19 protein-coding genes are annotated in these 26,890 nt (G+C 73.6%); 3 read left to right on the forward strand and 16 right to left on the reverse strand.

The window, feature by feature from the left end:
- Positions 1-14 precede the first annotated feature (14 nt).
- The 10 genes from IW256_RS42815 to IW256_RS23870 form a co-directional block, all read right to left on the reverse strand.
- Positions 15-1,499, reverse strand: a complete 1,485-nt coding sequence (locus tag IW256_RS42815) for a xylulokinase (RefSeq protein ID WP_197013092.1) — start codon at positions 1,497-1,499, stop codon at positions 15-17.
- Positions 1,492-2,922, reverse strand: coding sequence for an FGGY-family carbohydrate kinase (locus IW256_RS23830; protein WP_197013093.1), 1,431 nt, complete (start codon positions 2,920-2,922; stop codon positions 1,492-1,494). The genes IW256_RS42815 and IW256_RS23830 overlap by 8 nt, the downstream gene beginning before the upstream one ends.
- Positions 2,923-3,009: 87 nt before the next feature.
- Positions 3,010-4,035 (reverse strand): 2-hydroxyacid dehydrogenase, encoded by a 1,026-nt coding sequence (locus tag IW256_RS23835; RefSeq protein ID WP_197013094.1) that lies wholly within the window; start codon positions 4,033-4,035, stop codon positions 3,010-3,012.
- Entirely contained in the window at positions 4,032-5,174 is a 1,143-nt protein-coding gene (locus IW256_RS23840; protein WP_197013095.1) for an ABC transporter ATP-binding protein, read from the reverse strand. The genes IW256_RS23835 and IW256_RS23840 overlap by 4 nt, the downstream gene beginning before the upstream one ends.
- 18 nt (positions 5,175-5,192) lie before the next feature.
- Positions 5,193-5,966 (reverse strand): HAD family hydrolase, encoded by a 774-nt coding sequence (locus IW256_RS23845; RefSeq protein WP_307829023.1) that lies wholly within the window; start codon positions 5,964-5,966, stop codon positions 5,193-5,195.
- On the reverse strand, positions 5,963-6,772 hold the full coding sequence (locus tag IW256_RS23850) for a DeoR/GlpR family DNA-binding transcription regulator (protein ID WP_197013096.1): 810 nt from the start codon (positions 6,770-6,772) through the stop codon (positions 5,963-5,965). The genes IW256_RS23845 and IW256_RS23850 overlap by 4 nt, the downstream gene beginning before the upstream one ends.
- The gene (locus IW256_RS23855; protein ID WP_197013097.1) at positions 6,772-7,890 is read right to left on the reverse strand and encodes an ABC transporter ATP-binding protein; all 1,119 of its coding nucleotides are present in this window, start codon (positions 7,888-7,890) and stop codon (positions 6,772-6,774) included. The genes IW256_RS23850 and IW256_RS23855 overlap by 1 nt, the downstream gene beginning before the upstream one ends.
- On the reverse strand, positions 7,890-8,786 hold the full coding sequence (locus IW256_RS23860; protein ID WP_307829024.1) for a carbohydrate ABC transporter permease: 897 nt from the start codon (positions 8,784-8,786) through the stop codon (positions 7,890-7,892). The genes IW256_RS23855 and IW256_RS23860 overlap by 1 nt, the downstream gene beginning before the upstream one ends.
- A complete protein-coding gene (locus IW256_RS23865; RefSeq protein WP_197013098.1) occupies positions 8,783-9,745 on the reverse strand; it encodes a carbohydrate ABC transporter permease in 963 nt (320 codons plus the stop codon). Before IW256_RS23865 ends, IW256_RS23860 begins: the two co-directional genes overlap by 4 nt.
- Before the next feature lie 21 nt (positions 9,746-9,766).
- On the reverse strand, positions 9,767-11,197 hold the full coding sequence (locus IW256_RS23870; protein ID WP_197013099.1) for an ABC transporter substrate-binding protein: 1,431 nt from the start codon (positions 11,195-11,197) through the stop codon (positions 9,767-9,769).
- A 260-nt stretch (positions 11,198-11,457) separates the two neighbouring features.
- Here IW256_RS23870 and IW256_RS23875 point away from each other — a divergent pair, with 260 nt between their 5' ends.
- Both IW256_RS23875 and IW256_RS23880 read left to right on the forward strand, forming a co-directional pair.
- Complete coding sequence (locus IW256_RS23875; RefSeq protein ID WP_197013100.1) at positions 11,458-12,939, forward strand: FGGY-family carbohydrate kinase; 1,482 nt, start codon at positions 11,458-11,460, stop codon at positions 12,937-12,939.
- Positions 12,940-12,946: 7 nt separating this feature from the next.
- Positions 12,947-13,558 (forward strand): histidine phosphatase family protein, encoded by a 612-nt coding sequence (locus IW256_RS23880; RefSeq protein ID WP_197013101.1) that lies wholly within the window; start codon positions 12,947-12,949, stop codon positions 13,556-13,558.
- Here IW256_RS23880 and IW256_RS23885 read toward each other — a convergent pair.
- Both IW256_RS23885 and IW256_RS23890 read right to left on the reverse strand, forming a co-directional pair.
- The gene (locus IW256_RS23885; protein WP_197016505.1) at positions 13,555-14,340 is read right to left on the reverse strand and encodes an aldo/keto reductase; all 786 of its coding nucleotides are present in this window, start codon (positions 14,338-14,340) and stop codon (positions 13,555-13,557) included. The genes IW256_RS23880 and IW256_RS23885 overlap by 4 nt on opposite strands.
- A gap of 120 nt (positions 14,341-14,460) precedes the next feature.
- Positions 14,461-14,934 carry a nitroreductase family deazaflavin-dependent oxidoreductase gene (locus IW256_RS23890; RefSeq protein ID WP_197013102.1) on the reverse strand — a complete coding sequence of 158 codons (474 nt, stop codon included), beginning with the start codon at positions 14,932-14,934 and terminating at the stop codon, positions 14,461-14,463.
- 130 nt (positions 14,935-15,064) lie between these two features.
- On the opposite strand from IW256_RS23890, the gene IW256_RS23895 reads away from it, so the two are divergent.
- Positions 15,065-15,754, forward strand: coding sequence for a TetR/AcrR family transcriptional regulator (locus IW256_RS23895; RefSeq protein ID WP_197013103.1), 690 nt, complete (start codon positions 15,065-15,067; stop codon positions 15,752-15,754).
- Between the two features lie 69 nt (positions 15,755-15,823).
- Here IW256_RS23895 and IW256_RS23900 read toward each other — a convergent pair whose 3' ends face one another.
- The 4 genes from IW256_RS23900 to IW256_RS23915 form a co-directional block, all read right to left on the reverse strand.
- On the reverse strand, positions 15,824-18,973 hold the full coding sequence (locus IW256_RS23900) for a family 78 glycoside hydrolase catalytic domain (RefSeq protein ID WP_197013104.1): 3,150 nt from the start codon (positions 18,971-18,973) through the stop codon (positions 15,824-15,826).
- Between the two features lie 85 nt (positions 18,974-19,058).
- Entirely contained in the window at positions 19,059-21,656 is a 2,598-nt protein-coding gene (locus IW256_RS23905; RefSeq protein ID WP_197013105.1) for a glycoside hydrolase family 127 protein, read from the reverse strand.
- Positions 21,653-23,668: an alpha-L-rhamnosidase-related protein gene (locus tag IW256_RS23910; protein ID WP_197013106.1), complete on the reverse strand. Its 2,016-nt coding sequence runs from the start codon at positions 23,666-23,668 to the stop codon at positions 21,653-21,655. Before IW256_RS23910 ends, IW256_RS23905 begins: the two co-directional genes overlap by 4 nt.
- A 182-nt stretch (positions 23,669-23,850) precedes the next feature.
- The gene (locus IW256_RS23915; RefSeq protein ID WP_197013107.1) at positions 23,851-26,847 is read right to left on the reverse strand and encodes a glycosyl hydrolase; all 2,997 of its coding nucleotides are present in this window, start codon (positions 26,845-26,847) and stop codon (positions 23,851-23,853) included.
- Between the last annotated feature and the right edge of the window lie 43 nt (positions 26,848-26,890).

Here is a 26,890-nt window from a genome sequence, read left to right on the forward strand (position 1 = left end):
TGCCTCCTGTGTCACTACTGGTGATCCCCGAGTTCTGGTGGCGGCGCGAGCAGCGGGCGGCCGAGCGGCGGCAGGGTCTCGCGCAGCCGCTGGAAGAGGTCGAAGCGCGCGGCGTAGAGGGCGGCGCGCGCGGGATCGGGGCGGTGGGTGCGCGCGGTGGCGGCGGTCAGGCCGCGCAGTTCCCCGGGCGCGGACCACACGCCGGTCGCCAGGCCCGCCATCATGGCGGCGCCGGCGGCGGCGCCGTGACCGGTGACCGGCACCCGGATCGGGCGGTCCAGCACGTCCGCCTTGATCCGCAGCCACGCCTCGCTCCGGGCCCCGCCGCCGGTGCAGGTCACCGAGGTCACCGGCAGCCCGGCGCGTTCCAGCAGGTCCAGGTCGGCGCGCAGGGCGAAGGCGGTGCCCTCGAACACCGCGAGGAGGAGGTCGCGGGCGTCGGTGGCCAGGTCGAGCCCGATGACGGCGCCGCGGGCGCGGGCGTCCCAGGTCGGCGTGCGCTCCCCGGCGAACGACGGCACCACCAGGAGCCGGCCCGGCCGGGGACGTGCCAGCAGCGGCGCGGACTCCAGCAGCTCCGCGGCGCCGCCGGTCAGGTCCCGGACCCAGTCGACCACGGCGCCGGTGGACACCTGCGCGGTGAGGACGAGGTCGGCGCCGTCCACGCAGTGCCGGGTGTGCAGGAGCCCCGGGACGTGCGTGCCGCGCGGCACCGCCAGCATGCTCACCGTGGAGAAGCCGGTCATCTCGGCGAGCGGGTCGCCGGGGCCCAGCAGGCCCGCCTCCAGCGCCGATCCGAGGGCGTCGATCCCGCCCGCGGCGACCGGCGTTCCCGCGGGCAGCCCGGTGCGGGCGGCGGCCTCGCCGGTGACCTCGCCGACCAGGGCCAGGGACGGCACGGCCTCGGGCAGGAGCCCGACCGGCACCCCGTGGCGTTCCAGCGCCGCGGGCCAGCCGTCGTCCCAGCCCTGCATCAGGCAGGCGCCGGACGCGTCGAGGGTGCGGGCCCCGGTGAGGCGGCCGACCAGGAACCCGTTGGCGTGCAGCACGGCCGCGGCCCGGTCGATCTCCGCCGGGCGGTGCCGGGTCCACCACAGCAGCTTGGCCGTGCCGAAGAACGGGTCGGGGCCGTTGCGGACCGGGCCCAGCAGGTCGCCGATCTCCCGCGCCTCCGCCATGGCCCGCCGGTCGATCCAGGTCAGCGCGGGCCCCAGCGGGTCGCCGCGCCGGTCGACCGCGACCAGGGTCGGCGCCTGGCCGGTCACCGCGACCCCCGTGACGCCGGTGCCGCACGCGCCGGTCACCCGGGACAGCGCCGTGCGGGCCGCCGCCCACCAGACCTCGGCGTCCTGCTCGGCCGCCGTGCCCGCGAGCCGGGTCGGGTAGCGGACGGCGTGCTCGGCGACCACCCGGGCGCGCTCGTCGAGCGCCACCGCCTTGAGCCCGGTCGTGCCGACGTCGACGCCGATCGTGACCGGGCCCGGCGGCGGCTCAGGCACCCCGTCCCCAGCGTTCGCGGGCCGTGGCGACGCGATCGAGGTAGCGCGCGTAGCCCTCCTCGTAGAAGGCCGCGCGGCCGGGGTCGGGCTCGTAATGGGCCGAGGCCGCGGTCCACGCCTTCGTGTCGAGCGGTACCTCGAAGCGTTCCGCGGCGGCCAGCACCGCGCCGCGCGCCCCGACCTCCCCGGAGGCGGTCCGGATCGGACGGCCCAGCACGTCGGCGAACAGCCGCAGCCACGCCTCGCTCCGGGTGCCCCCGCCGCAGACGGCCAGCTCGCCGGTGAGCCCGGCGGCGTCCAGGCAGTGCCGCGCCGCGTAGGCGATGCCCTCGCAGGTGGCGCGGACCAGGTCGGCCGGGGTGGTCTCCAGGCTGACGCCGGTGAACTCGGCGCGGGCCGCCGGTTCCACGAACGGCGCGCGCTCGCCGGAGGGGGCGAAGTAGGGCAGCACGCCGACGCCGTGCGCGCCCGGCGGGGAGTCGCCGAGCAGCCCGGAGACCGCCTCGTGCCGCAGCCCGGTGGTCTTCAGCGTCCAGTCGAGCGCGGCCGTCCCGACCATCGCGGGCATCGCCCGCAGCCACCGCCCGGGCCGCGTCGTCGCCAGGTGGAAGCCGGCGGGCTCGCCGTCCAGGTCGAGCCGGTCGGTCACGACCTGGCAGGCCAGGGTGGTCCCGATGATCAGCAGCCCGTCGCCGGGCTCGGTGATCCCCGCGCCGAGCGCGCAGGCCGACAGGTCGAACGGGCCGCCCGCCACCGGCGTCCCCGCCGGCAGCCCGGTGCCCGGCAGGCTCGGCCCGGCGGGCAGCGGGTCCTCGACCGGGGCGAGCAGCCCGGCGCGGTGCGTCAGCCCGCACGCCTCGATGGCGTCGCGCTCGTAGTCGCGGGAGCGCTGGTCCAGGAACGGCATCGAGGTGTCCGAGACGTCGGTGGCGCGGATCCCCGTGAAGCGCTGGAAGATGACGTCCTTGCAGTACGCGGCGGTGGCGGCGGCGTCCAGCGACTCGGGTTCGTACCGGTCCATCCAGGCCAGGAGCGGGGCCGGGCAGCCGGGGAACATGGCGGCGCCGGTGCGGCGGTACACCTCCTCGGCCACGCCGGCGGCCGTCCACTCGGCGAGCAGGCCGGTGGCGCGGCCGTCCATCCACGACACCGCCGGGCGCACCGGCCGGGCGGCGGCGTCCACCAGCCAGAGCCCGTCGCCCTGGCCGGTCAGGCCGGCCAGCCGGGGCGGCGCGGGCAGGGACGCGACCAGCCGGTGCACGACCTGCTCGACCGCGCCGTACACCGCGTCGACGTCCTGCTCGACACGGCCGTCCCGCATCTCCAGGCCGACCGGCGTGGCCTCGACCCGGCGGATCCGCCCGTCCTCGTCGAAGGCGGCGGCCTTGACCACGGACGTGCCCGCGTCGATCCCGATGAACATCACGGCCTCCTGGTGGGTGCCTGGGGGTGGGGCCCGGAGCGGCGGGCCTGGGCTGACCTGGGGTGGACGGAGGGTGCGCTCACCCGATCACGGATTGAGGCAGTGTGCCAGCGGCTCTCCGCGCCGGTACCGGCCGACCTCGGCGGCGACGATCCGGGCGGCCTTCTCGGCGACCGCGCGGCTGGCCCCGCCCAGGTGAGGGGTCATGACCAGGTTGGGAACGTCGAAGATCCGCGCGCCGGGCGGCGGCGGCTCCACCGCGAAGGTGTCCAGGCCCGCGCCCATGAGCTGCCCGGACTCCAGCGCGTCGCAGAGCGCGTCGTAGTCCAGCAGCGGGCCGCGGGCGACGTTGACCAGCACGGAGCCGCGCGGCATCAGCCCGATCTCGCGGGCGCCGATCAGCCCGCGCGTCTCGGGGGTGACCCGGGCGTGCAGCGAGACGATCCGGGCCCGGCTCATCAGCTCGTCCAGGGAGCCGACCCGTTCGCCCGGGACGTCGGCGGGGGCGTACGGGTCGAAGATGAGGACCTCTGCCCCGAAGGCGGCCAGGATCCGGGCGACCCGCCCGCCGATCGCGCCGCAGCCCACCAGGCCGACGGTCGTGCCCTCGATCTCCAGCCCGCACTTCTCGTAGGTGTAGTAGTCGCTCGCCCACTCCCCGCGCAGCGCGAGCGCGGCGTGCGTCTCGGGGATGCGGCGCAGCGTGGCCAGCAGCATCCCGACGGTGAACTCGGCGGTCGCGGTGGCGTTGCGGCCGGGGGCGTAGCACACCCGGATCCCGCGCTCGGTGGCCGCCTCGACGTTGACGTTGACGGGGCCGCCCCGGCTGACCACGACCAGCCGCAGCCCCGGGGCGTTCTCCAGGACCTTGCGGGTGAACGGCGCCATCTGGGTGACGGCCACCTCGATCCCGCCGACCGCCTCGATCATGAGGTCCTCGGTGCCGGACGCCTCGTCCACCTCGGCGACCCGGCCGAACGGCTCCACCGGCCAGGGCAGGGTCAGCTCCCGGATGGCGGGCCCGCCGTCCGGGCCGCCGCCCAGCTCGGCGCGCAGCGCGCCGGTGAGCAGGTCGGTGCGGACGAAATGGTCGCCCGCGGCAAGGATGGTCATCGGCGCTCCGTTCGGGTGATGGCCTTCTGGGTCTCGGCATCGAAGAGGTGGCTGCGGCGAGGGTCCAGCCGCAGGTGGACGGTCTGGTCCCGCTCCAGCCGGACGGCCGGGTCGGTCTGGACGAGCAGGGGCCGGTCCACGCCTTCCAGGCGCACGGTGGCCAGGCCCATCTCCAGCAGCGGCTCGTACACCACGACGGTCCCGCGCAGGTCGGCGTCGGCCTCCCCGGACGGCGCGACGTCCTCGGGGCGGACGCCGAGCACCACCGCCCGGCCGGGTTCCAGGTCGATCCCGGCCGGGAGCGGGACCCGTACGGACTCCGACAGTCTCAGCCCGCCCCTGCCGTCCCCGCCGGGCCCGTCCCCGTCCCCAGCGGCGGCGGTGACGGTGCCGGGCAGCAGGTTGATCGCGGGCTCGCCCACGAAGTCGGCCACGAAGAGGGTGGCGGGCGCGTCGTAGATCTCGTCCGGGGTGCCGATCTGCTGGATCTCCCCGTCCTTCATCACCGCGATCCGGTCGGCCAGCGACAGCGCCTCCTCCTGGTCGTGGGTGACCAGGATGGTGGTGTACCCCAGGTCGCTCTGGAGCCGCTTGAGCTCGCGGCGGGTGGTGTCGCGCTGCGCGGCGTCCAGGTGGGACAGCGGCTCGTCCAGCAGCAGCACGTCGGGTTCGCGGACCAGCGCGCGGGCCAGCGCGATCCGCTGCTTCTGCCCGCTGGACAGGCCGCCGGGCTTGGCGTCCAGCAGCTCGGTGATCTCGATCCGCTCGGCCATCGCCCGGACCCGCGCGGCGATCTCCCGGCGGTCGCCGCGGCGCCGCGCGGCCAGCCCGAAGGCCAGGTTCTCCGCCACGGTCAGCGGCGGGTAGAGCGCGTAGTTCTCGAACGCGACGCCGATGTTGCGGCGCTGCGGCGGCAGCCCGGCCACCGAGGAGCCGGCGACGACGATGTCGCCGCCGGTCACCTCCTCCAGCCCGGCGATCATCCGGAGGGTGGTGCTCTTGCCGCAGCCGGACGGGCCGAGCAGCCCGAGCATCTCGCCCGAGGGGATCTCCAGGTCGATGCCCCGGACCGCCTCAACGTCCGGGCGGCCCTTGCGGGAGTAGGTCTTGCGCAGCGCGCGCAGCGCGAGGTCAGCCATGGGTCTCGTACTCCGTGGTCATGGGGCGTCCCCCTCCGGCGCCGGGAGTCCGTGCTCGATCAGGGCGAGGATCCGCTCGCGGGCGTCACCGGGGCCGGTGGCGACCTGGGCGGCCAGCGCCAGGGCGCCGGGCGCGGGCGGGTAGGCGGGGTTGGGGATGGCGATCACCGCGAGCCCGGCGGCGTGCGCGGCGCGGATGCCGTTGGCCGAGTCCTCCACCGCGACGCCCTGGCCGGGGCCGGTGCCGATCCGGCGGGCCGCCTCGGCGTACACGTCGGGGGCGGGCTTGCCGCGCGGCACCTCCTCGCTGGAGACGGTGGCGGTGAAGTGGCGGTCGAGCCCGAACGCGGGCAGCACGGCGTCGATCAGGCGGCGGGCGGCCGAGGAGGCCAGCGCGACCGGGACGCGGGCCGCCACCCCGGCGACCAGTTCGGCCGCGCCGTCCAGCAGCCGGATGTCTCCCCGTTCCAGGGCGCCGATCATGTAGCCGACGCAGGCGTCCCTGACCTCGCCGGCGCTGCCGGGGTCGCCCAGCAGCACGGCGATGTGCCGGGCCCATTCCGGGGCGCTCATGCCCTGGACGGCGGCGGTGTCGGCCGGGGTCCAGGCATGGCCGCGGCGGCGGGTGTGGTCGGCCCAGCTCTCCTCCCACAGGTGCTCGCTCTCCACGAGCACCCCGTCGAGGTCGAAGACCACGCCCGTGACCGGGCGGGGCGTCCGGTCGGGGGCGTCCCGGCCGGCGGGGGCGGCGGGACGGGAAGGGGCGGGGGAACGGTCGGATGCGGGGGTCACGCGGATGCCACCTCGTAGTTCACCTTGTGCTCGTCCAGGTCGCGCAGGGATCCGGCGGAGGCGCCCGAGTCGACGATGACGCGCTCGAACTCGCTGAGCGGGGCGAGCCTGTGCAGGGCCACGCGGCTCAGCTTGGTGTTGTCGAGCAGCAGCACGTTGCGCTCGGCGGCGGCGAGCATCGCCCGCTTGACCGAGACGATGTGCTGCTCCTGGTGGTAGGCGAACCCGCCGGAGACCGCCGAGGTCGACACGAAGCACAGGTCGACGTTCAGCGACTCGATCGCCTCCACGCAGGCCATGCCCAGGAACGAGTCGTGCAGCGGATCATGGTCGCCGCCCAGCGCCATCAGCCGGATGCCGGGGGCGCCGGCCAGCAGGTTGAGGCCCTCCAGGAAGTTGGTGACGACGGTCAGCGGGGTGATCCCCGCCAGCAGCCGGGCCAGCGCCAGCACGGTGGTGGAGTCGTCGAGCATCACCGCCATCCCGGGCTCGACGAGCGCCAGCGCGCGCCCGGCGACGGCGTTCTTCTCCGCGAGCATCGACTTGCGCCGGTAGGCGACGTTGCTCTCGAAGACCCCCGAGGGCTGCGCGGTGGCGCCGCCCCGGAACTTGCGCACCACGCCGCGCCGCTCCAGCTCGTCCAGGTCCCGGTGGATGGTCATCAGGCTGACCTTGAAGCGCTCGGCCAGCTCCGCGGCCGGCACCGACCCGGCCGACAGGACGTACTCGGCGATCCCCTCCTGCCTCCCGGCCGGGCCGCCGCCGGACGGGCCGCCGCCCCCGGCGCCGCCGCCGTGCGCCGTCATCACGCGATCCTCCGGCCGCCGTCGGCGGGGTCGAACAGCAGCGTCCGGCCGCCCGGCCCGTCCGGGCCCGGCACCGCCAGCCGCACGGGCGTCTCGGGCGCGAGCCCGGCGGCGTCCTCGCGCGGCACCACCAGCGCCAGCCTCTGGTCGCCGACGGTGACCGTCACCTCGCTCTGCCGGCCGAGGACCTCGGTCACGTAGACGCGGGCGCGGACCTCCGCCATGCCCTCGGGCGCCGTGTCGCCGGCGCCGCGCAGCAGCACCAGGTCGCGGGGCCGTACCCCGAGGGTCACCGCCCGGCCCGGGGCGAGCCCGGACCCGCCGGACGGCAGGTCGATCTCGCCGCCGGCGGCGCGCAGCCGGCCGCCCTCGGCGACCTCCCCGGGGAGCAGGTTGATCCGGGGCTTGCCGAACGCGTGCGCGACGAAGGTGTCGGCCGGCTCGTTCCAGATCTGCTCGCGGGTGCCGACCTGCACGATCCGGCCGTCCCTGATCACCCCGATCCGGTCGCCGAGCCCGAGCGCCTCCACGTAGTCGTGCGTGACGTACAGGGTCGTGGTGCGCTCCACCGCGCCGATGGTCTTCAGCTCGGCCCGCATCGACTGGCGGAGCTTGGCGTCCAGGTGCGACAGCGGCTCGTCCAGCAGGAACGCCCGGGCCGGGCGGACCAGCACCCGGCCCAGCGCCACCCGCTGCCGCTGCCCGTTGGACAGCTCCCCCACGCCGCGGTCGAGCAGGTGGGAGATGCCCAGCAGCTCGGCGAACCGGCCGACCCGCTCGCGCGCCTCGGCGGCGGGCACCCGGTACCGGGGCGAGCGCAGCGGCGAGACCATGTTGTCGAACGCGGTGTAGTGCGGGTAGAGGGCGTAGCTCTCGAAGCACATCGCCACGCCCCGGTCGTAGGGCTCGACGCCGTCCATGTCGACGCCGCCGATCTCGACCCGGCCGGCGTCCGGCGGCTCCAGCCCGGCGACCGCCTTCAGCGTGGTGGTCTTGCCCGCGCCGGACGGGCCGAGCAGGCAGAAGAACTCGCCGTCGGCGACCTCCAGGTCGATCCCGTCCAGCGCCGTGACCTTGCCGTAGGTCTTGCGCAGTCCCTTGAGGGTGAGCGTGGCCATCAGCTCTTCACCGCCCCGAACGACAGGCCGCGGACCAGGTAGCGCTGGATGGTCAGCGCCAGCAGCAGCGGCGGCACCACCGACACCAGCGCGGCGGCGGCGGTCAGGTTGTACTTGGGCCGGTCGCCGCCGAGGAACGACAGCGCGCCCACGGTGACCGTCTGCGCCTCGGAGGAGGTGAGGATCAGCGGGAAGACGAAGTTGTTCCAGGCGAAGATGAACGCCAGCAGGCTGACCGCCGCGATGCCCGGTTTGACCAGCGGCAGCGCGATCCGCACGAACGCCTGCCGCCGGGTGTAGCCGTCCAGCAGCGCGGCCTGCTCCAGCTCGGGCGACAGGTCCGAGAAGTACGACCGCATGATCCACACGATCAGCGGGAGCGTGACCAGCTGCAGCACCCAGATCATCCCGACATAGGTGTCGAACAGCCCGAGCTGCTGGTAGAGCACGAACAGCGGGATGATCACCGTCAGTTCGGGGGCGAACCGGAACGACAGCAGCGTGAACATGAGGTTCTCCGAGCCGCGGAACCGCCAGCGCGCCGCCGCGTACGCCGCCGGCAGGCCGATCGCCAGCGACAGCGCCACCGCGCCCAGCGACACCACCAGGCTGTTGACGAAGAACCGCACGAACGGCACGCCCTCGTCCCCGCCCGCCCCCAGCACCGTGCGGTAGGTCTCCAGCGTGGGCGAGAACGAGAAGTAGGTGTTGAACAGCTGGTCGGCCGGTTTGATCGACAGGATCACCATCCAGGCGACGGGGAACAGCGCGAAGACGAAGTAGGCGATCAGCGCCGCGTTCGCCGCGACGGAGACCAGCCGTCCCCGCGATGCCCCGCCGCGCCCCTTGCCGGTGCTCGTCCCGGTGCTCGTCTTGGTATCCGTCCCGGTGCTCACTGGGACACCTCCGCCGCGCGTCGCTGGGCGCGGGCCAGGTAACGCACCAGCACCATCGAGGCCAGGTAGACCACCGCCCAGAGGATGATCATGTAGCTGATGCCGAACGAGTACCGCTGGAAGCGGATCGCCTCCAGGTAGGCGCGGATCTGCAGCACGACGGTGGAGTCGCCGGGGCCGCCCTCGGTGAGCGCGTAGATGATGTCGAACACCTTGAGCGAGTCCATGAACCGGAAGATCACCGCGACCAGCACGTACGGCCACAGCATCGGCAGCGTGAGCCGCCGGAAGGTGAACCACCGGCCCGCGCCGTCCACCGCCGCCGCCTCGAACGGGGAGCGCGGCAGCGAGCGCAGCCCGGCCAGGGCGAGGATGGCCACGAACGGGGTGTAGACCCAGACGTCCACCATGATCGAGGACAGCAGCGCCCCGGTGGGGGTGTCGGTCCACTGCACCCCGCCGAGCCCGAACGGCCGGAGCAGGTAGTTGATCACGCCGACGCTGGGCTGCAGCATCAGCTTCCACATGATCGCGGCGATCACCGGAGCGATCATCAGCGGCAGGATCAGCACCTTCTCCAGCGTCCGGCCCAGCCGCGTGCCGCGGTTGAGCAGCAGCGCCACGCCGACCCCCAGCACCGTCTCCACGGCGGTGGCGCCGACCGCGTACATCACGGTGACCAGCGCCGAACGCCAGAACGCGTCCTGCTTGACGATGGTGAGGTAGTTCTCGAGGCCCACCATGTCCGGCTGCGGCTTGGTGGCCGAGAAGTCGAAGATCGTGTAGTAGAGCCCGAGGCCGAAGGGGTAGAGGATGCCGCCGGTCAGCAGCAGCGCCGGCACGATCAGGAGGTACGGCCGCAGCGAGCGCCGCCATCGGGGCACCCGGCGCGGCGCGTCCGGACGCCCCGGCGCGGGCGCCGCCTCCGCCGCCGCCTCGGTTTCGGTGAGAGCCGCCATGAGCCCGTCCCTCGCCCCCCGTCAGCCCGCGACCTTGGGGGCCAGGTCCTTGGCCAGGCCGTTCAGGACGCCCGCCGCGTCCTTGCCGCCGTAGATCTCCTGGAGGGCCGCCGCCCAGCTGGTGGTGGCGTCGAAGAACTGCGTCTGCGGGGTGAACTGGATCTTCGTCTGGTCGGCCACGGCCTCGAAGGTGTCCAGGAAGCCCTGCAGGTCCTTCATCTTGTCCTTGTACGCGGCGTCCTGGCTGATGGACTTGCGCACCGGGTCGATGTGGTTGCCCTCCAGGGCGGCCTTGCGCAGGTGCTCCTTCCCGGTGGCCCACTGGAGGAAGAGCCAGGCCGCGGTCTTGTTCTCGCTCTTGGCGTTCATGCCGAGCGACCAGACCCACATGTTGGTGGCCAGAGAGCCGTCCGGCCCCTTGGGCCCGGGATGGAAGGCGATCTTGCCGGACGCCGGGCTGGCGCCCTTGATGGCCTGGAAGTAGGCGGCGCTGTCGGCGTCGAACAGCATCGCGGCCTTCTTGGCGCCCAGGTCGCTGGAGCACTGGTACCAGGTGTAGGAGGTCCAGGACGGCGCGCCGCCGTTCTTGACCATGTCGGCCCACTTGCGGGTGAACTCGACGGCCCTGGGGTCGTTCATGGCGGGCTTGAGCTTGCCGCCCTCCATGACGAAGTCCTTCAGGCCGTACCGGGAGTACATCGTCATGAAGCCGGGGTGGATGGTGGCCCAGCTGCGCGAGCCGCGGACCGCGACCCCGTACATGCCGTCGAACCCGGCGCCGGGCGCCTTCCGCTTGATCGTCGCGGCCATCTCGATCAGCTCGTCGAGGGTCTCGGCGGGCTTGAGGCCGAGCTTGCCGAAGACCTCGGTGTTGTAGGCGACCACGTTGGTCTCCCAGCCCCAGGGCAGCGCGTACTGGCCGCCCTGGCCGAGCGGGGTGCCGTACTTGAGGCTCCACTGGTCGGCCTGCAGGAGGTTGGGGAAGAAGTCGCCCGGGTCCCACTCGGCGGAGGTGGCGGCGGTGTTGCGCATCCAGGGGCCGAGGTCCTCCAGCCATCCGGGCGGGCCGTACTGCCACACCATGTAGGCGCCGAGCATGAACACGTCGTAGGAGGCACGGCCGCTGGACAGGTCGACGGTCAGCTTGTCGAAGTAGTTGTCCTCGGGGAAGACGTCGTACTTGACCTGGATGCCGGTCTGCTCGCTGAACGCCTTGAGGTCGGCGATGAGGGCGTCGGTGTAGGGGTGCTTGTTGAGCAGTGCCTTGATCGTCTTGCCCTGGGCGCGCTTCCAGTCGAAGGCCCCGGTGACCTCGTCGGCGGCCGAGCCGCCGCCGGCGGAGGAGCCGCCGCCGAATCCGGCGCCGCACGCGCTGAGCGCGGGCGCCGCGGTGAGGGCCGCCGCGGAGGCGCCCATCATGCCCAGGAACCGCCGCCGGTCGATCGTGTCCATCCGTGCCTCCAGGGGGGTGGGAGCTTCGGGGCCGGGGGCCACCCTGATGTAACACCTTCGGACGGGTAATTAACATTCAGGGTGAGTTAGTTCACAGAGCTTGTAACATGATGGCGTGGCCGTCAAGGCCCAGTGGAGCACGAGTTAATACCACGTGGCACCTGCACTCATGAGCGACCCGGTTCGCCCGCGACCTTGCTAGGTGTCACCATGGTTGTTATAACTTCACAGAACCAGCCGAGAAGTTAACGGAGGACATCGTGCCCGTACCCGACGGCGACCGTCCTCCCGGATGGCTGGGCATCGACCTGGGCACGCAGAGCGTGCGCGCCCTGGTGGCCGACGCCTCCGGGCGGGTGCTGGGGCGCGGCTCGGCTCCCCTGGCCGGGCGCCGCGCCGCCGCCGGACGGCACGAGCAGAGCCCCGAGGACTGGTGGGCCGGCGTCCGGACCGCCGCGCGGGCCGCCCTGGACGGGCTGGACGCGGCCGTGCTCGGCGTCGCGGTGTGCAGCACGTCGGGCACGGTGCTGCTCGCGGGCCCGTCCGGTGAGGCGCTGACCGCCGGACTCATGTACGACGACGGGCGGGCCGCCGCCGAGGCCGCCGAGGCGCAGGAGACCGGCGCCGAGGTCTGGGACCGCCTGGGCGTCCGCATCCAGCCGTCCTGGGCGCTGGCCAAGGCGCTGTGGCTGGTCCGCCGGGGGACGGCACCGGGGGCCCGGCTGGCGCACCAGGCCGACTTCGTCAACCGGCGGCTGGTCGGCGGCCCCGTCGCCACCGACTCCAGCCACGCCCTCAAGACCGGCTACGACCTGCTCTCCGAGAGCTGGCCGGCGGGCGTCTTCGAGGCGCTGGGCCTGGACCCGGCGCTGCTGCCGGCCGTGGTCCGTCCCGGCACCGTGCTGGGCGAGGTCTGCCGGGAGGCCGCCGAGGCCACCGGGATCGCCGAGGGCACCCCCGTGGTGGCGGGGATGACGGACGGATGCGCCTCCCAGCTCGGCTCGGGGGCGCTGCGCGTGGGGCGGTGGAACTCGGTTCTCGGGACGACCCTGGTGCTCAAGGGGGTCACCGCCGAACCCGTCCGCGACCCGGCCGGGGTGATGTACAGCCACCGCTCCCCTGACGGCACCTGGCTGCCCGGGGGCGCCTCCAGCGTGGGCGCGGGCGTGCTGCCGGCCGGCGCCGACCTCGCCGCGCTGGACGCCCGCGCCGCCGCCTGGGAGCCGTCCACCGCCGTCGCCTACCCGCTGGTGTCGCGGGGGGAGCGCTTCCCCTTCCTGGCCCCCGGCGCGGTGGGCTTCATGCTCGGCGACCCGGCCGACGACGGCGACCGGCACGCGGCGCTGCTGCAGGGCGTGGCGTTCGCCGAACGCCTCGCCCTGGCCTACGTGGGCGCGCTGGGCGCACCGGTCGAAGGACCGGTAACGTTCACCGGCGGGGCGGCGCGCAGCGCGTACTGGTGCCAGCTCCGCGCGGACGTGCTGGGCCGGCCGGCCCGCGTCCCCGAGCACGCCGACCCGGCGCTCGGGATGGCGATCCTGGCGGCCTGCGCGACGCAGGAGGGACCGGCACGCCCCCTGGCCGACATCGCCGAGTCCATGGTCCGGATCCGCGCCGCCGTCGAGCCCCGGCCCGGCGGCACCGCGCGGTTCACCGGGCCCTACCACCGGCTGCTGGACGAACTGGAACGACGCGGCTGGCTGCCCGCCGAGGTGGCCGCCCACGCACGGGAACACGGGTGACGGGGACGTGACGACGACGCTCTACCTGGTACGGCACGGTCAGACCGTGTGGCACGCGGAGAACCGCTACGCCGGTATCAGCGACATCGGGTTGACGGCGACGGGACGGGAGCAGGCCCGGCGGCTGGCGGACTGGGCGTCCGGCACGCCGATCGAGGCGGTCTGGTCGTCCCCGCTGAGCCGGACCCGGGCGACCGCGGCCCCCGCCGCGGGGGCGCTCGGCCTTCCGGTCACGGTGGACGGCGACCTGATCGAGCTGGACTTCGGCAGCGCCGAGGGCCGGACCCTCGGTGAGCTTCCGCCCGCCGAGGTCGAGGCGTTCCGCGCCGACCCGGTGGCCGGCGCCTTCCCCTGCGGCGAGCATCCGGTCAAGGCCGCCGAGCGCGGGGTCGGAGCGCTGCGCCGGATCGCGCACCGGCACGAGGGGAAGCGGGTGCTGGTGGTCACCCACAACACCCTGCTGCGCCTGATGCTGTGCGAGCTGCTGGGCATCCCGCACTCCCGCTACCGGACGGTGTTCCCGCAGGTGGTGAACTGCGCGCTGACCGAGGTGCGGATGTCCGGGGACACCGCCGCGCTGATCGCCTACAACGTCCCACCGGCGGCGACCCCGGGTTAGCCGAAGGTCTCGGGGTCGGGGCCGAGCCTGGTGCCGCTGTCCAGCCGCCCGATCGCGGCCATCTCCTCGTCGGACAGCTCGAAGCCGAACGAGTCGAAGTTCTCCGCGATCCGGGACGGCGTCACCGACTTGGGGATGACGACGTTGCCGATCTGCAGGTGCCAGCGCAGCACGACCTGCGCCGGCGTCCGGCCGTGCGCCTCGGCGATCGAGGCCAGGACGGGGTCGTCCAGCAGTCCCTTGCCCTGCCCGAGCGGGCTCCACGCCTCGGTCGCGATGCCGTGCACCCGGTGGAAGGCCCGCAGGGCGTCCTGCTGGAGGTAGGGGTGCAGCTCGATCTGGTTGACCGCCGGGACGACCTCCGCCTCGTCGATGACCCTGGTCAGGGTCTCGACGGTGAAGTTGGACACCCCCACGGCCCGGACGCGCCCGTCGGCGAGCAGCTTCTCCAGCGCCCGCCAGGTGTCGAGGTAGCGGCCGCGGGCCGGCATCGGCCAGTGGATGAGGTAGAGGTCGAGGTAGTCCAGGCCGAGCCGTTCCATGCTGGCGTCGAAGGCCCGCAGCGCGGAGTCGTGGCCCTGGTCGGAGTTCCACAGCTTGGTGGTGACGAACAGCTCCTCGCGCGGGATCCCGGACGCGCGCAGCGCGCGGCCCGTGCCCTCCTCGTTCTTGTAGAGCCGCGCGGTGTCGATGCTGCGGTAGCCGGTCTCAAGCGCCGTCCTCACCGCGGTCTCGGCCTCGGCGTCGGCCACCTGCCACACCCCGAACCCGAGCTGCGGCATCGCGATCCCGTTGTTGAGCGTGACGTTGGGAACGGTCACGATCTCCCCCTGACGAACGACTTCGATGATCGCTTCCCACCCTAGAAGCCGTTCCGGACCGTCCGTCACCCGCGCCCGCCGTCACCCGCGCCGGCCGTCGCCCTCCGCCGGGAGGACGCGGAAGACGGGGACGCCCGGGGCCACGCCGGCCAGCTGCTCGTCGGTGGGCTTCTTGGGCAGGTCCTCGAAGAAGCGGGCGACCTCCCACCCCCACCGCTCGAAGTAGGCGCGCAGCAGCGGGACCTTCTCCTCGTCGGGCAGCTCGACGGCGGTGAACGGCTCGGTGGACCGGCCCAGGCGCAGCTCGCCGCCGCCCGCGGCGCGGATGTTGCGGACCCAGTGGGTGTGGCCGCGCGGGGCGAGCAGGTAGCGCTCCCCCTCGTGGGTGAGCAGGTTGACGGGGTTGGTCCGCCATTCGCCGCTCTTGTGGCCGCGCACGGCCAGGATCCGGGTCCCGAGCAGGCTGATCCCGTGCCGGGTGAGGAAGGCCGCGACCCGGTTGAAGTGGGCCTCGAGCCCGGCGGGCCGGACGTAGCGGTCGCTGGTGATCGTCATGACGTGCTCCCTGGGCGAGATTGCGTGAGCAGTGCTCTCGGTTAAGAGCAGTGTGCAGCATCCGGACGGTTCTCGCAAGAGCAGTGCTCTCTAATTTGTTCGGCGCTCTGACCTCTGGCAGGATGCGGGCATGAACGCGAGCCGTACCGCGCGCGAGCGCGCCAGGGCGGAGCTGACCCGCGAGATCAAGGAGGAGGCCCGGCGGCAGCTGCGGGCCTCGGGCGCGCAGGGCCTGTCGCTGCGCGCGGTGGCCCGGGAGCTGGGGATGGTCTCCTCGGCGCTGTACCGCTACTTCCCCAGCCGGGACGAGCTGCTGACCGCCCTGATCATCGACGCCTACGACGCGCTCGGCGACCGGGTCGAGGCGGCGGACCGCCCGGGCGCCGGCGCCCGGGAACGCTGGCGGGCCTGCTGCTCGGCCGTACGGGACTGGGCGGTCGAGCATCCGCACGAGTACGCGCTCATCTACGGCTCCCCCGTGCCCGGTTACCAGGCGCCGGAGGCGACCATCGCGTCCGCGAGCCGCGTCCCCACCGCGCTCCTGTCCGTGGTGCGGGACGCCTGGCGGTCGGGCGGCCTCCGGGAACCGCCGGAGGAGCTGGCACCGGACCTCGCCGGCCAGGCGGCCCGCACGGCCGCGCTGGTGGCACCGGACCTGCCCGGGCCCGCGCTCACCCGCGCCGCGATCGCCTGGACCCAGCTCTTCGGCATGATCGGCTTCGAGCTGTTCGGGCATCTGGCCAACACCTTCGACCCCGCCGACGCGCTCTTCGCGCACGCCGTCGAGCGGATGGCGGACTTCGCCGGCCTGCCCGGATGACCGCGGGCCCGGAAGGGACGCCCCGCGGCGTTCCTTCCGGGCCCGGTGGTCACACCGTCCGGCGGGTGATCAGGAGGTGAACGTCCAGGTGCCGGAGCCGACGGTGCGGACCTGGCCGCCGGGGACGTGGACCTCGGCGGTGCTGCCCGGAGGCACGGTCACCGTGAGCTCGACCCCGCCGTCCTTCTTCTTCCAGGACGTGCGCACCTCTCCGTAGGGGGTCTGGCGCGTCCCGGCGGCGTGGGTGAGGTCGCCCACCACCGACGGCTTGATCAGCAGCTTGCGGAACCCGACCGAATCGGGCGCCTGGTCGATCCCGGCCAGCCGGGAGGTGAACCAGGAGTCGATCGTGCCGAGCATGAAGTGGTTCTGCGACTGGCCGCTGGTGCCGTCCCACATCTCGCCGAGCGCGGTGTTGCCGTGCACGACCTGGTAGCCGTAGCTGGGACTGTCGGTCCGCGTCGCGATCTTGTAGACGACGTCGTCGCGGCCGTTCTCCGACAGCACCCGGAACGCCGAGGGCAGCGAGATCTCGCCGAGCAGCAGGTGCCAGCCGGCCGCCTCGATGCTCGACACCAGGTGGTCCAGCAGCCGCTGCTTCTGGCCGGCCGGGACCGCGCCCATGTCCAGGGCGATGGCCTCGGCGCCGTGCCCGCCGCCCGCGAACGTGCCGGTCGCGGGGTCGTAGTACTTGTCGGACAGGGCCTTGGCGCTGAGGTCGGCCTTGGCCTTGAAGGCCGCGGCGTCCTCGGTGTGGCCGAGGGTCGTGGCGATCTTGGCGAGGGTCTCATTGACCCGCCACCAGCCGTAGGTGCCCGAGACCGTCTTGGGGAACGTCCGGTCCGGGGTGATCCAGTCGCCCAGGCTGTAGTCGGTCAGCCCGCCGCTGACCCGGTTCTCCAGGTGCGCGGCGTACCGCTTCATCGCCGGGTAGTGGGCGCGCATGGTCTCGGCGTCGCCGTACGCGCGGTAGAGCTGCCACGGAACGGCGACGAACGCGCCGCCCCAGTTCGAGTCGTCCCGGTACGACCCGGCCAGCACCGTGTAGTCGGGCACGGTGGAGGGGATCAGGCCGGTCTCGGTCTGCGCGTCCGCCATGTCCTGGACGACCTTGCGCAGGTGGCCGTGCACGTCGTAGTTCGCCGCGAGCGCGTCCCCGACCAGGTGCGTCTGCTCCAGCCAGCCCAGCTTCTCCCGGCTCGGACAGTCGGTGAAGATGCTCATCATGTTGCCCTCGATGGCCCGCCGGATCAGCCCGTGGATGCCGTTGACCAGCTCGTTGGAGGACGCGAACGAGCCGGCGGAGGCGTTGTCGGCGTGCAGGACCTGGCCGCGCACCTTGAGGGAGGCGCCCTCGGGCAGCCCGCGCACCTCCAGGTAGCGGAAGCCGTGGTAGCTGAACCGCGGGTGCCAGGTCTCGGCTCCTGCGCCCCGGGTGGTGTACTCGTCCCAGATCGGGACCCCGACGTTGGAGATCGACTGATAGGGACGGCCGTCCCTGAGGCTTTCGGCCGGGACGACCCGGACGGTGGTGCCCGCCGGGGCGTCGATGGTGATCTCGGGACGGCCGGCGATGTTGCGGCCGATGTCGAAGACCCGGTAGCCGTCGCCCTTCCCGATCTCGCGCCCGTCCAGGTTCTCGATGACCCGCACCGGCTCGGCGGACCGGCCGCTGAGCGCGGTGGCGGGGCCGGGGGCGGCGACCGGCACGGCGGCCGGCCAGCCGGCCCGGGAGGCGCCGGGCCGGTCCCAGCCGGGCCGCTCCCGGCGGGCGTCGTGGTCCTCGCCGCCGTACCAGTGGGAGAAGGTCACCGGGCCGAGGGCGCTGCGCCATCCGCCGTCGCTGACGATCCTCTGGACCCGCCCGTCGGCGAGCGTGACCTCCAGCTGGGCGATCAGCTTGGGGTCGCTGATCGTGCCCGCGTACTTGCGGTAGCGGTCCGGGGTGGAGATGACGTTGGCGGCGCCGTTGCCCAGCTCCACGCCGAGGGTGTTGCCGCCAGGCCGCAGGATCCCGGTGACGTCGTAGGTGGCGTAGGTGACCCGCTTGGCGTAACCGGTGTTGGCGGGCTCCAGCTCGGCGTTCCCGACCCGGGTGCCGTTCAGCCGGGCCTCGTAGACGCCCAGGCCGCTGACGTAGAGGCGGGCCGAGCGGACGCCGCGCGGCAGCGCGAAGTCCCTGGCGAAGATCGGCAGCGCCTCGGGGACCGGCGAGGCGGGCGGCTCCTGGCCGGTGACCCGCGCCCTGGTCTCGTACGGGCCGTCGGCGGCGTCGCCCGCGCCGACCGTGAAGTCGGCGGGCGCGTAGGGCACCTTGCCGCCCTCGGCGGGCCCGTCGGTGCGCGGGTAGAGCAGCACCTGGTCGAAGGTCTTGGCCTCCTTCAGGTCCACCGTGAGCACGAGCGGCTTTCCGGAGACGTCCGCGCCGTCGTAGGCGGAGCTGGACCATCCGGCGAAGCCCTGATTGGTGGTCTGGGTGCCGTCGGTGAGATAGCGGGGCGCCCAGACTCGGTTGACGTTGCCACCGTTGTCGGACGCGGTCACGGTGGTGCCCGCGGCCAGGTTGGCTCCCGAGCCGGCGGAGTCGCGGACCTCCAGTTCGGCGAGCTGGAGCCGCCAGGTCGGGTCGGGCAGGTTCTCCACCTTCGGCAGGCCGAGCCTGCTCACCTCGATCCGGACGTACCGGGCGGTGGTGGCGGGCAGCTTCACCGCGATCGGGGTGGGCTTCTTGTCCTTGACCTGCCAGTCCTTGTGCCCGATCCACCGTCCGGACCAGTCGCCCGGCGAGGTCAGGCCGGTCTCGAACCAGGCCGGTGCCGACCAGGACGAGGGCTGCCCGCCGGACCAGACCTTGACCCGCCAGTACACGCGGGCCCGGCTGCCGAGCTTCCTGCCCGCGTAGTCGACGCGCTGGCCGGCGGAGGCGACCCGGCCGGTGTCCCACAGGTCCGCGCGGCCCGACAGCAGCCGTTCCCGGCTGGTGGCGGCCTGGACCTGGTAGGCGGTCTGGGCGACGTCGCGGCCCTCGGTGCCGAGCCGCCAGGTCAGCGGGGGCGTGGTGTCGTCGATGCCGAGGGCCTGGGCGAGGTCGGCGGAGCGGAGGCCGACGGCGCCGGGGCCGCGGCCGGGGTCGGCGAAGGCGGAGGGGACGGCCAGGGCCGTCAGCGGCAACGCCGCGATGAGGGCGGCCGCGGCGAGACCGCGCAGGGGGATGCGCAAGGGAGACTCCTCGAGGATGCCTGGGTGATGGGAAGAGCGGGACCGGCGGGACGGGCCGGCGCGGCACGGGCCGCGCCGGCGTCGTTCACCGGCCGCGTCCCTCCGCTGTCAGTTCGGCCACCTGGGCCGCGGTGAGCGCGTGGTCGTAGAGCCGGAAGCCGGCCAGCCGGCCGTGCAGGAACGGGTGCCGGGTGTCCTGGGAGCGGCCCAGGAAGTTCTGCGAGGTGGCGCCCAGCACCAGCGGGCTCATGATCAGCCCGTCCTTGCGCCCCGCCTCGACGCCGTCGAGGTAGAGGACCGCGGAGCCGCCGCCGGTCCGGCCTCCCGTCCCGCCGGTCACGGTGACCGCGACATGCGTCCAGGCGCCGGTGGGCAGCGGGGCGGGGGCGTCGGCGAAGTCCTCGCCCTCCATCCCGCTGATCCTCATCGCGAACCGGGTCCGGCCCGCCCCGGTCCGCGGCGTGACGTAGAAGTACGTCCTGCGGTTGAAGCCCAGGTCGAGGACGCGGATGTTGGTGACCGGCGAGTCCGGCCGGACCCACAGGGCGGCGGTCACCGCGTCCAGCCCGGCGAGGAGGCCGGGCGGGAGGACGACGTGACCGCCGGTGCCGTCCAGTGCCACTCCCCCGCCGTCGCCGTCCCAGGTCGCGGTGCCGGCGAGCACGGCGTCGGGCCAGTTCCCCGTGGCGTCGGCCGCGGCGGTGCCGCGCCCCTCGTCCAGGGGGTAGTGGGCCACCAGGCCGGGGCGGCGGCGCGGGGCGGGGGTCGCCCAGTAGACGTTGTAGCGCTGGTGGTGGATCTCGGCGAACGGCATCAGCCGCACCTCGGCCCCGTCCGCCCGCGCCGTGTACCGCAGGGGCGCGCCTTCGACCGGACGCAGCGAGCCCGGGTCGATGGCCGGGAAGGTGGTGAGATCGGTGTCGCCGTACGCGCCCGCCAGCACGACCGGGCCGTGGGTGACGGCCTGGACGCAGGGGTTGTCGGGCGCCTTCCGCCAGACCGGCCGCATCGGCATCGCGACCTCGACCACGTCGCCCCGGCGCCAGCGGCGTTCGACGGTGACGTAGGTGCCGGGCCGCGCGGCGTTGCCCAGGCCGGGCGCGGCCGTCCCGTTCACCCGCACCGAGGCGTGCTTCCCCTGCGCCCCCAGCCAGCCCGGTATCCGGATCTTGAGGGCGAAGCGGGCGTCGCCCTCGGTCACCGTGAGCCGGGTCGTCTCGGCGTGCGGGTAGCCGGTCTCCTGGCGGAGGCGGACGCCCCGTTCGGCCCAGGTGACCTCGGACGGGACGAAGAGGTTGACGTAGAGGGCGTCCTCCGACCGGAAGTAGACGCTGTCGGCGAACTTGGTGTGCGTCTCCAGTCCGGTGCCGTGGTCGCAGGAGAAGTTGTCGTAGTCGCCGCTGTAGCTGCCCGGCGCCGCCCCGAGGCCGCCCTTGGGCTTGCGCTCCGACCCCGGGAACAGGCCGGTGTAGTAGGTGCAGAACCCGTGCGCGGAGTCGGGGTCCTGCTCGCCGAGCATCTGGTTGAGCAGGGCCCACTCGTAGTAGTCCATGTACTCCGGCGACCCCGGGTCGTGCAGGAAGAGCAGCCGCGAGAGCTTGAGCATGTTGTAGGTGTTGCAGTTCTCGCAGGTGTCCTCGCCGAGCCGGCTGGCCAGCTCGCCGGGCGGGCCGAAGAACTCCTCGTTGCTGTTGCCGCCGATCACGTAGGTGTGGTGGTGGACGACGGTGTCCCAAAAGAACGCCGCGATGTCGCGGTACCGGGCCTCGCCGGTGGCCTCGTACTCGCGTACGGCCCCGACCACCTTGGGGATCTGGGTGTTGGCGTGCTGGCCGTTCAGCGCGTCGCGGCGCTCGGCCAGCGGCACGAACAGCTCGTCGTGGTCGAAGCGCCGCGCGGTCGCCAGGTGCCCGGGGTCTCCGGTGACCAGGTACAGCTCGGCCAGCACGTCGTTCATGCCGCCGAACTCCACCCGCAGCAGCGCCTGCATCGCCTCCCGGGACAGCCGTGCCGTGCGCGCGCCCGCCCAGGCGGCCATGCCGGTCAGGACGTCCAGCGCCTGCCGGTTCCCGCTCAGCCGGTACTGGTCGAGCAGCCCCGCCATGATCTTGTGCAGGGTGTAGTAGGGCGCCCAGGGCTTGGCGCCGGCCTCCAGCTGGTCGAACACCTCCTCCCCGAAGGCCGACAGGTAGCCGCGGCTGAAGCCCTTGGCGGGCGAGGCCGCCTGGCACTTGGCCAGCTCGGCCACCAGGTACCGCGCCTTGGCGGCGTACGCGTCGTCCCCGGTGCCGGCGTGCGCCTGCGCGAGCGCCGACAGCAGGTGGCCGGTGGTGTGGCCGCGCAGCAGGACGTTGGGGGCCTCCCAGCCGCCGCAGGGCTCGGCCGGCGAGGGCAGCCCCACGTTCAGCCGGAAGGTGTGCAGCAGCCGGTCAGGGTCGATGAACTTCAGGTAGGCGCAGGTCCGGAGCATGTTGGCGCGGAACGGGCCGTCCAGCAGCGTGACGGCCGACAGCGGGAACGGCGACAGCGCCGCCGCGCCCTTGCCCGTGCCTCCGCCGGGTGCCGCGGGGGCGGCCGACGCGGGAGCGGCGGCGAGGCCGAGGCCGGTCGCGGTGGCGGTGGCACCCGCCGTGCCGATGAAGGCACGGCGGGTGACACTCGAAGGCGAGGCGGAGACGTTCACGAACCGCCCAGCCGCTCGCTGGTGATGGAGACGCCGCCGCGCAGCCCGTCCACGTAGACGTACTCGCCGTCGCTGGACGCCCGTCCCCGGGCCCTGGTCCCGTCCCAGACCATCCGGCCGTCGACGAACACCTTGATCCGCGCGCCGAACGTGGGCACGCCCGCGCGGCCCTCCACCCCGGGCGGGGCGGTGAGCCTGGCGCTGTAGGTCCCGTTCTTGATCTTCCAGGAGCCGTCCACGGGGCCGCGCGGGGTGGTGATGCGGCCCCGGGCGAACGACAGGTCGGCGGTGTGGGGGACGAACTCGAAGGTGCGCCCGCCGGTCCCGGTCGGCTTCAGCCCGAGCACGTAGAACGTGAGGGCGGGCGTCGGGCCGGCCGCCCACGCGTGGGCGAGGCTGACGTAGGAGCTGCAGAAGACGCAGCCGTCCTCGGGGTTGCGGAACGACTCCCAGAACGTGCTGCGGGTGCCCTGGGGGTGGTCGAGCATGTAGCCCCACTGGCGCCGGATGATGTCCACGCCCGCCTTGTCGGCGGCCTGCCCGCCGGCGGCGAAGTGGGCGTTGACCTCCATCGAGCCGGAGAACACGCCCGGGTTGCCCTTGTTCTCGGGCGCGGTGGTCGCCACGGAGTTCCAGTTGCCGGTGAGGTTCCGGCTGATGCGCCGGGCCTTGTCCCGGTCGGCGAGGCCGTACCAGACGGCCAGGGAGTTGCCGTCCTGGGCGTGGATGGTGGAGTCGGGGTAGAACTTGTAGGCCCCGGCGGCCTCGTCCCACAGGTGGGTGTCGACGGCGGTGCGCAGCGCCGCGGCGCGGGCGGCGTACGAGGAGGCCAGGGCCTTGTCGCCCTGGGCCGCCGCCAGCCGCGACCCGGTCTCCAGCACCCGCCACAGCAGCACGTTGGCGATCAGGTTCTCGCCCTTGGCCAGGATCCGCACCGAGTCGGAGGTGCCGGTGATGGACAGCAGCCCGCGGTCGTTGACCTTGCCGGAGATGAAGTCCACGCCGTGCTTGTAGCGGTCCCAGATCCCGGCCAGCCAGGCGGCGTCGCCCGTGTAGGTGTAGTAGTCCCAGCTCGCGGCCAGGGTCCACAGGTGGTAGGTGTCGGAGCCGTACTTGTTGAGCATCGGGCCCGCGTAGGGCAGCTCACCGGTGTCACGCTGGTGCTGGTACACGGTGGTGAGCGCGTTGCGGGCCGACTCGGTGTCGTTGAACGCCGCGTACGCCGCCGGGATCTCGATGCCGAGGTCGCCCGGCCACACGGTGCGGTCCCGCTTGGCGCCGTCCACCAGGATCGTGTCGCCCACGCCGATGTCACCGGTGTTGTCCCACAGCTGCGCCGGCGGCTCCCAGATGCGCCCGGTCTTCGGGGAGATGGTGTTGAGCTGGATGGTGTAGGCGCCGGCGTACCAGATCCGGTTGAGCAGCTCGTCGCTGGAGTAGAAGTGGTTGGCGTAGCGCGCCGGGTCCTTCATCTTCGGCGCGGGGGTGAAGTGCAGGGAGACGCCGTCCAGCTCGACCCGCCCGGCGGACTCCAGGAAGATCGTCAGGTAGCGGAAGCCGCCGCGCAGGTACTTGGCCGGGGTGGTGTAGGTGGTGCGGCCGTCGACCTCGGTGGACAGGGCGCCGTCCCGGCTGCGCGGGCCTCCGGTGGAGGCGTCGCTGGTGGGCTGGCCCGCGTACACCGACGACTCGCTGAAGGCCAGGCCGACGCGCTGCGCGCCGTCGGAGCCGGCGAAGCTCAGCGTGGTCAGGCCGCTGACCTCCTTGCCGAAGTCGAGCGTGAGGGAGGCGCCCGCGCCGCTCAGCGCGGTCCGGCCGCCCTTGAGCACGGCCTGCGGGTCGCTCACCTCGCCCTGGACGGCGAAGACCCCGGTCGGATGGATCGTCCGGGAGGACGGCGAGAGGTTGTAGGCGTCCCAGGGCTTGGCGGGGCGGCGGTCGTCGGCCAGGCCCGCGGTGGCCGGGGCCGAGACGACGAGCGGCACGGTGACCGCCGCCAGGCTCAGCGCCAAGGCTGCTCGTCCACGGAATCGACTGGCTACGCTGTGGTTCATGGGTTCCTCGCACTCCGGTTCGTGGCTGGACGGGGATGAAGGGAATTCACCGTGGGGGAGGGCGGGCCAACGCCCTCCCCCACGTCGCTGGGTCGGCCGTGATCAGCGCTTCTGATCACGGTCCTGATCAGCGGTTCTGATCAGCCGGTCCTGATCAGCGCCTCGCCGTAGGGGACGAGCCGGACCGGGCCGATCAGCCCGTAGTTCTGGCGGGCGGCGTTGCCGTAGACCGCCGGGTCGGACACCCGCAGCCGGTTGTTGAGGGTGGTGGCCACCTCGACCTCGATGGTGTTGGCGCCGCGCCGCAGGTACGGGCCTGCGTCCACCACCGGGTTGATCTGGTCGACCGCGGGCAGGCGCCTGCCGTTCACGGTGACCCGGCAGGTGTCGAACACCTCGCCCAGCTCCAGGTAGGCGCCCGGCCAGCCGTCCTCGCCGAGGTCGACGGTCGCGGTGTAGACGCCGACCCCGGAGGCGTCCGCCAGCTCGGGGATCTGCGGCCAGGGCACGAGCGCGTCCAGGGTCACCTCGTGCCGGGTGGTCACGGTCTCCGCCGGGGTCGCGCCGGGTCCGAAGGACTCGACCCGCAGCCGCCAGGAGGTGAGCTCCAGCGCGGCGGGCAGGTCCCCGATCGTGGCGGCGACCTTCCGGCCGCCGGGCAGGGTGGTGGTGTAGGTGCCGGGCCGGGTGTCGCGGATCGCCAGGCGCCCGCCGTCGGCGACCCGGACCCGTTCCGCCTCGCTGGCGATCGCCCGCGGCGAGCGGCCGGGCGCGAGCGCGATGACGGCGGACTCGCTCGGCTGGAGGGCGATCCGGACCGTGACCCTGTCGCCGTCCGCCGCGTAGACCGCGATCGGCTCGATGGCGCCGGTCCAGGGGTCGAGCCGGTACGGCACCGCGTTCCGGTCGGCACGGGTCAGGGTGATCTCGTGGTCGATGGCCGCGACCGGCGGCTTCACCGTCTCGGCGTGCTTGCCGTTGCACAGGTAGTAGTAGTCCACCCCATCGGCGACCCGGCGCGCGTTGAGCAGGGTCGAGGTGGTGGCGTAGGAGACGTCGGGCCGCACCCCGAGGGCCGCGAGCGCGCCGGGCACCTCGGCGTCGGTGGCCACGTTGCGGACCCTGGGCTGGGCGAACAACTCGGCCAGGACGGCGCGGAGGCGCTCGTTCTCCCCCTCCCCGGCCACGCCCGGGACGGTGGCCGCCGACCAGTCGCCGGTGAACAGCAGCGGCAGGCCCGCGCGGGTCAGCTCCAGCAGGCGGCGCGCCGTGCCGAGCGGGAGGGTGCGCGCGTTCCCGGAGAACCGGTCGCCCTCGATGAAGATCACCTTGTAGGCCGGGCCGCGCGGGTTGAGCCGCCCGCCGGACACGGTCGCGCTCGGCAGCTCCAGGATCGGGGCGCTGACGAACTGGTGGGTCCAGCCCTGGGGGATCCCGTTCGCGGTGAACCACCCCGCGCCGATCCCCGTCTTGGTGTAGCCCTTCTGGCGGAAGACGGCCACGTCGGCGCGCATGGTTCCGGCCTGCATGACCTGGTGGACGCGGCCGAGGTAGGCCGACACGTCCCCGGCGTGCCGCCAGGTGGGCTGGCGCGGTCCCCAGGACTCGGAGTACCCGATCGCGCCGCCGTAGGGGGTGAAGCCCGCGAAGCCCGGCCAGTTGACGCCGGGCGCGGTGGCGTAGGAGAAGCCGTGCAGGACGGTCATGTTGAGCCCGGCCGCGTAGGCCCCGCCCATGGTGCGCAGCAGCCTGTCCCAGGTGGTGTTGTAGGCGCCGCCCTGGTAGGCGCCCGCCTCGCAGGACAGCACCGTGCGTCCGCCCATGTCCCGGCCGCCCGCCAGGACACGGTAGTCGTCGAGGTTCCGGAACCCCAGCGACTCCCCTTCGGGGATGTCGAGGATGGCGGCGGTCTGGATCGCGTCGGTCTCCAGGCCGTAGGGCTGGGCGCGGAACTTCAGGCCGATGGAGTGCGCCCATTCGGCGAGGCGGGTGAAGTGGTGCTCGTTGAACAGGTCGGAGACGGTGAGCCAGAAGTCGTGCCGGACACCGGCCGTCACGCCCGACTCGTAGGAGAAGACCGTGGCCTCCTTGTTGCGCACGATGACCGGCAGGTACGGCCACAGCGAGTACCCGCGGCGCTTCTCGAACTCCGCGGGCAGGTCCGGGGTCCAGTTGAGGGCCCGGGTCTCCAGCTCGATGGAGTCCTCGAACAGCGCCCCGCCGGCCTGCCTGATCAGCCGGCGGATCCGCGGGGTGAGCAGCCGCTTCTCCCAGAAGTCGATCACCGCGTCGGTGCCCGCGCGGCTGAAGTGGTCGACGACCACGCAGTCCGGCGCGCTGTGCGGGCCCGACTCGGGACGCTGGCCGCTGCCGCGCCGCCAGTACGACAGCAGGACCCACTCCCCGCCCTCTGGAGCGGTCCACTGGATTCGGCCGTCGCGTACCCGCGCGGTGAGGTCCTGGAGCGAGTCGCGGGCGAGCCCGGTCTCCTTGCGGGTGGAGTTGGCGGTGTCGATCCGGACGGCGTGCACCGCCACCAGGTCGCGCCGCGTCACGCCGTGCTCGGGCGCGGCGACCGGCTCGGGGACGGGGCCGTCGTGCGCGGCGCCGCCCGCCAGCGTCACGCTCCCGTACGCCAGTTCCTGGACGGCGGCGGGGCTGTCGGGGGTGAGGGTGGGGACGGCGGCGGGCCAGGCCGGGCCGATGGTGAGGTCCACGGTGATGCCGCGCTTGCGGGCCTGGTCCAGCGCCGCCTCGACGCCGGCGTTCCAGGCCGGGGTGCCCCAGCCGTGGTTCTCGGGGTCCAGGACCGACTTGTCGCGGATGCTGTGGTGCAGCGCGACGATCTCCGCGCCGCCGAAGCCGGCGTCGGCGATCTGGTCGATCTCCCGCCGGATCTCGGCGGGCGTCACGTGGGCGTCGGGCCACCACCACCGGAACCGGGGGCGGACCGCCGCGGCGGGACGGGCGAACCCGTCCGCCGCGAGCGGACCGGCCTGGCCTGGTGCGGCGTCGGCGACGGCCGGCCCCCCGAGCGGCAGGGCGGAGGCGAGCACCGCCCCGGCGCCCGCGGCCGTGCCGATCTGCAACACGTGCCTGCGAGAGACCCCGCCCTGCTCGTCGCGGTCGTCGTTCATGGTCGTTCTCCTGATCTGCTGTACGGGTGGTGCTGTGGCGCCC

This window comes from Actinomadura viridis, assembly GCF_015751755.1.
Taxonomy (GTDB): domain Bacteria; phylum Actinomycetota; class Actinomycetes; order Streptosporangiales; family Streptosporangiaceae; genus Spirillospora; species Spirillospora viridis.